This is a genomic window from Butyrivibrio sp., from assembly GCF_024699075.1.
Window position 1 is genome coordinate 1 of sequence record NZ_JAILQF010000003.1, and the last position, 5,505, is coordinate 5,505.

The following is a 5,505-nucleotide window of genomic DNA, read 5'->3' on the forward strand; positions in this document are numbered from 1 at the left end:
CTTATAGCCCTTCCTCAGATGACCAATGTTGGAAATGCTATACCTAAGGCAGGATGCCCTGAAGACAGACTCCTTTTTGCCCGCAACAAGTGGCTTATCGCTCATCCTGAAGCTGGAGAAGTTAAGGACGGAGCATTTGCAGGTATTGACGGAGAGAACGTTGATATCAAAGATCTTATTGACTGATTTTTGGATTTTAATAACATAATCATAATTGCCCAATAAAGAGAGTAGTGGCTATAGATTGATTTGAAATGTTATCCGTTAAGTAGACAATAGAAAAACATAAAATATGCCATCAGAATCTGATCTGGTGGCAGTTTTATTGTATCTTTAGATATGGTTTGTACTTCTTGAAGAAGGTGTTGCAGAAATCGAGAAGTGCGAGAGGAATTAAATTTGTGGCACCATCTTTTATACAGCAATAGGAGTTAAGATAGTGACATCGTTTTTTTTACAGCAATAAGAATTAAATCTATGACATCATGTTTTTGCAGCAATAAGAGAGTATTATGAAAAGAAAAATTATTATTATAGCTATATCAATGTGCATATTATCTGGATGCGCCAAGTCTAATGCGTCTTCAGATGTCACCGTGGGAAGCAGCGGTAGCATCGTAGAAACGCCCCAAGATACGAATACTGACGATATAAGCACTTCTGATACGAATGATAACAATAAAAACGCTTTTGAAACCGATGATGACGGTGAAAACACTTTCCAAACGTCACAGACTGATGATGCAAATATAGAAATAGACACATCGAAAATAATAGAAGAGCAGTCTTTTGACATTCAATTAAATGATTGGGGAGCAATAAGATTTGTTTCCTGCATGCCTGAAGATACAAATCCGAATGCTGATGCGACTTTTTACCTTATGGAAGGTGAGAAGGTGATCTGCAAAATGCCGTCTGTTTATGAGAACGACATCAGAGATAGTTTGTTTGAAGATATTTCTTTTGTCACATTTAAGGATATTAATGATGATCAAAAAGATGAAGTTATCGTAGGAGTGCACTACGTAACCGGAGCAGGCCCGCAGGGAGTGATTCCCCGCACTGAGGTAAGAATATTTGAGGACAAGGGAGAATCATTTGAGTATGCCAAGGAACTTAGTGATTTTATCACTGTCAGGATGCCTGATGATGGTACAATTCATGATGTATATACCAATGTGAATTGGTATGAGCTGTGTTCTATAGACAGGGCATCATTGTACCAGGATATACAAGAAGTCGAAAACGTCCCTGGTCACGAGGGCGACTGGAAGGCGACTAATTGCCATTCCTCAGTTGCCGGGAGTATCAGTATCAAGAACCAGACAGAAGATGGATTTTCCTTTGAAGGATTTTTTAGCTACTATTCTCATGAGGGAGAGATCATTGGAAATGCTCACTGGGTCAGCGAGACAATGGCTATCTGTAATCAGGATGACATAGAAGATACCATGGCTGATGGCTACATGGTCTTTATGTTTGATGGAGATCTTATGTATGTGATCGCTGATACGGATCTTGGTATGATGGGGATGAACGTATCCCCCGATCACGTATACACCCTCGGAGAACCGGTATATACAAATGCAGATACCCTGGCTACAACATACACAGAAGATGAGCTAACACAGATTCATCAGCTGCTGGGAGATGATCTATATGATGACCCATTTTTGTTTGGAACCAATGACGGTTGCGTGACAGTGGAAGATAAGGCTCTGGGAGATGGCTCATCATGTAAATATGTCGATTGTTTTATCCCGACCATGAATGAAAGCTATACAGCGATCATAACTGAAGATGGAAGAATTTATATTTTGATCCAAATCTATGATGAGGAAAAAATATATACTAATGATCCTGCCTGGAATAGCAACGATCTACCAGAAGTGCTTTGATCATAATTGTAGGAGCAACGATCTGCCAGAAACATTTGGATTTAAAGGGATGTTTTAGATAATCATGAAAAGAAAAATAGCAATAGCATGTATCCTCGCACTGACGCTTACAGGATGCGGGAATATCAATCTGTCAATGAATGCTGATTCTACCAAAGCTGCAAGCCAGGATGATACAGATGCTAATGATGATAACAAGTCATCAGATAACTCCTCTGATGAAAAAACTGATAATACTGATAAAGAAGATGAGACTAAAGAGGAAGCTGAGACTTCCGAAGAGACAGAAGATAAGGCTGAAGAAGAGGCTGAAGAGGAGATAATCAATGCTCTTAACAGTTATGACAACTTAATAAACGGCGATGAAACCTTCACGAACCTTTATTCACTCGAAGAAGAAACGTTTGAAGAGTTCTGCGAAAGCATATCAGAAGCTGGTGAACCTGAGATAAAGCGAGTTACATATGTAGATCTTGATGGTCAAAATGGCAAGGAACTTATCCTTGATCTTGGAACCAATGCAGGCGTATATCTGATCCTGTCGCACATTGACGGTAAGTACTATGGAAATATGACTACTACAAGGTGTTTCGAAGAACTTCAGAATAATGGAACATACAGGGGAAGCGGCGGAGCAGGCGATTCCTATTACATGAGAGCGACAATCTCTACAGAATCCTATACAGAAGAATACATTGCCGAGTATCATGACGGCGTATTCACAGTCGATGGCGAAGAAGTAGATGACTATGAAGGATGGCTTTCTGAGAATTTCTCAGATCCGGCTTATTGGTGGGAAAAGAACTAACTAACATATGGAAAGCCTGTTATTAGCATTTCTATACCTTGTGTAAAGCTTAAAATATTTGTATAATACGTTGGCGCGTATCAATAATTTTGATGCGTAAAAAGATTTTAAATCGGGGAGAAAATTGAATATGACAGAAACAAATTATGAAGAAAGATACAGGGGAGAAGGATTATCACCAGAGAGCGCACATTCTCTAAGCGTTTGGATCATGATCCTATTTTGGCTATTCATACCGAATACTATTGCATCCATACTTAGTAATGAAAGAATCGTAACTTCTCAAGATCTTTTGATTGTAGGCAATATTATAAGTTTTATAGAATCCATTGCCTATGGACTCATTCTTTTAAAAATCTCGTCTAAGGAAGAAAAATACCGTACAGCAGGCTATTGTTTTCTAGTAACTTCAGCAGCAGATGCTTTTAAGCTTATCCTGTTTGCTGCATCGGGGGCTTCTGAAGATGTTGATTTTTTAGCCTTTGGATTTATTATCTCGCTGGTTTCCTTAGTAGCGGGGCTTATTGGTACTAATAGTGAATTCACCGGTCATTCTAACGTACTTCAAGGAGTGGATGACGAATTATCAGAAAAGTGGCTACGGTTATGGAAGTGGTATATAGGTTCTTTGATCGCTATGCTGTGTAGCATTATTCTAGTGTATGTTATTGGTATGCTTCTGATCATATGTGCAGTAGTAGTAATCTTCATTGTAAGCATTATGAAAATAGTCTATATCTATCAGACATCGAAAGCATTGGACGAATACAACAAAAGACTTAGAAGTGAAGTATAAAATAACAGTATGGAATAGAAAAGGCGCAGGTTCACTGCGCTTTTTTGTTGTAGACTTGTTTCATTTTTAGGTTATTAACTTATCGAGAGCTTTTTACAATTATTATTTATCTCCATAATGTCCACGACAGTGTGAGATGTAGATACGTCCATCTTCAATATGATAAACCAGACGATCTTTTTCATTTATACGGCGACTGAATTCTCCTTGAAGGTCTCCCTTTAGAGGCTCAGGTTCACCAATGCCGTGCATTGAGCCATTTCGTTCAATGTCTTTTATGAGCAGATTGATGCGTTTGAGGGTCTTTTTATCTTGTGTCTGCCAATATAAGTAGTCGTTCCAAGCATCATCAGACCAGATCTTTTCACTCATCATCGCCCTCGATTAATTCGTGAACAGTACCTTTGCCCTCACGTAATTCATTGACAGACTTAAGAATATAGGCTTGGTTCTCTGGACTATAGAATGGATCATCCTGTTTAATTTCAAAAGGGATTCTATGTTCTCTGAGAACGGCTTTGACAAACATATTTATTGCAGCTGAAGATGTTAAACCAACTGATGTACAAAAAGCATCAAAGTTAACTTTGTCAGTATCGCTTACACGAGCAGTAATTGTTGAAAGTGCCATAATGTACTACCTCCTTTTAATTAATAATACAACAAAAGCAGTACAAAAACAACATAAAGATGACTATCGTGCGACAATTGATACTAATTCAATCAGCGTCTGACCCCTTTTTCATTTTCACATGACAGCAGCATTATATGGGTGGATCATCTCAATATCTTTTGCCAGTGATAGTTACTACTTGCTATCCTGCCTTCATCTGGATATAACAAATATACCAAGAGGTGGCATCTATAATGAATTATTCATTAGTCTTGACATCGGCATGGCTTAAATACAGAATAGCGGTCATGATAAAAATTGCAATGAAGATAACGGACGAAAAGACGAATAATCTAATATCTGCCGCACCCAATTCCCTTTGATTCATTGCAAGGTCGAACACAGAGAACGGGGAGAGATAAGGAATATCTTTTGCTATGCATGCAAGTCCGGCAAATCCGCCGAGGAACGCCAGTATTATAGGAATGACAAAGTTTCTTATAACAAGTGAAACAAGTACCTGAAAAGCACATATAGTCCAGGATCCTATAATTCCCATTATTAACCATAAAAGCAGTCCTGATGGCAATTTTCCATCCATGTGTATAATTGAGCCGGATATAAGATACAAAGCCATAACCCAGATAAGTGAAATTGATGTAATGAAGCATGTTGCCGCATATTTGCCGAGAACTGTGATTGCCGGTTTTTGATGAGTCATTAGAAGATTTATATTTGTTCCGCAGTGTTCTATTCTCCAGATGCATCCTGCAAAAATTCCTATGATCACCGGCATGAAGAAGTAGCATAAAAACAATGTGTGCTGAGTCCACAATGAATACCACCCATCTTTCAATATGCTAATATTGGCAAGATAGTTTATGGTTCCTATCGCTGCTGATATTGAAGGAACGATGAAGAAGGCAATCCATGCAGGTGAACCCTTCAGCTTCAGAAACTCAACAGGGAGTCTATGCAGAATAATTTTATCATTTTTTTTGAATGAAACCATTTTTTCAGACTCTTCTACCCCGGACTTTTCGAGCAGTATAAGGGTAAGAACTATAGAAAGGATGATCCAGCAAATACAGATGATTACCGGAAAACAGTCCGGATTTTCAACATAAAACCGGCTTACTCTTGTATTGGGGTTCCAGTCCAGCCTGGTAAAACCTGATGTAACAAATGCAGCCCATGGGATAAGCTTTTGGACAAAAGATTCCGGAAGGAATAGGGAGAAAAAGCTAATGAAACTTCCCATGATCCCTATAGAGATGCTGAGTGCCTGATTCCGAAAAAAGAATGCTAAAGGCAATTGAACACTTAATAGCGCCATGCAGATTATAAATGTGGTCACACCATGAATTACAAGGTATCTGGTTGGGAAACT

The 5,505-nt window shown here is 38.7% G+C and carries 7 protein-coding genes; 4 read left to right on the top strand and 3 right to left on the bottom strand.

All coding sequences use genetic code 11. The features are described 5' to 3' along the window. From K6G87_RS00040 to K6G87_RS00055, 4 genes are all read left to right on the top strand, one after another. On the top strand, positions 1-186 hold a 186-nt coding region (locus K6G87_RS00040), incomplete at its 5' end, for a DUF4867 family protein (protein ID WP_296832136.1). Positions 187-512: 326 nt separating this feature from the next. Beyond that, the gene (locus K6G87_RS00045) at positions 513-1,898 is read left to right on the top strand and encodes a hypothetical protein (RefSeq protein ID WP_296832138.1); all 1,386 of its coding nucleotides are present in this window, start codon (positions 513-515) and stop codon (positions 1,896-1,898) included. 64 nt (positions 1,899-1,962) lie between these two features. Next, the gene (locus K6G87_RS00050; RefSeq protein WP_296832141.1) at positions 1,963-2,706 is read left to right on the top strand and encodes a hypothetical protein; all 744 of its coding nucleotides are present in this window, start codon (positions 1,963-1,965) and stop codon (positions 2,704-2,706) included. A 130-nt stretch (positions 2,707-2,836) separates the two neighbouring features. Then, positions 2,837-3,502: a hypothetical protein gene (locus K6G87_RS00055; protein WP_296832144.1), complete on the top strand. Its 666-nt coding sequence runs from the start codon at positions 2,837-2,839 to the stop codon at positions 3,500-3,502. A 102-nt stretch (positions 3,503-3,604) separates the two neighbouring features. Here the strand turns inward: K6G87_RS00055 and K6G87_RS00060 are convergent, their stop codons facing one another. From K6G87_RS00060 to K6G87_RS00070, 3 genes are all read right to left on the bottom strand, one after another. Further along, positions 3,605-3,874, bottom strand: a complete 270-nt coding sequence (locus K6G87_RS00060; protein WP_022757534.1) for a Txe/YoeB family addiction module toxin — start codon at positions 3,872-3,874, stop codon at positions 3,605-3,607. After that, complete coding sequence (locus K6G87_RS00065; RefSeq protein ID WP_296832147.1) at positions 3,867-4,133, bottom strand: type II toxin-antitoxin system RelB/DinJ family antitoxin; 267 nt, start codon at positions 4,131-4,133, stop codon at positions 3,867-3,869. Before K6G87_RS00065 ends, K6G87_RS00060 begins: the two co-directional genes overlap by 8 nt. A 241-nt stretch (positions 4,134-4,374) precedes the next feature. Then, positions 4,375-5,505: ABC transporter permease (locus tag K6G87_RS00070; RefSeq protein WP_296832150.1), on the bottom strand; the 1,131-nt coding region annotated here is incomplete at its 5' end.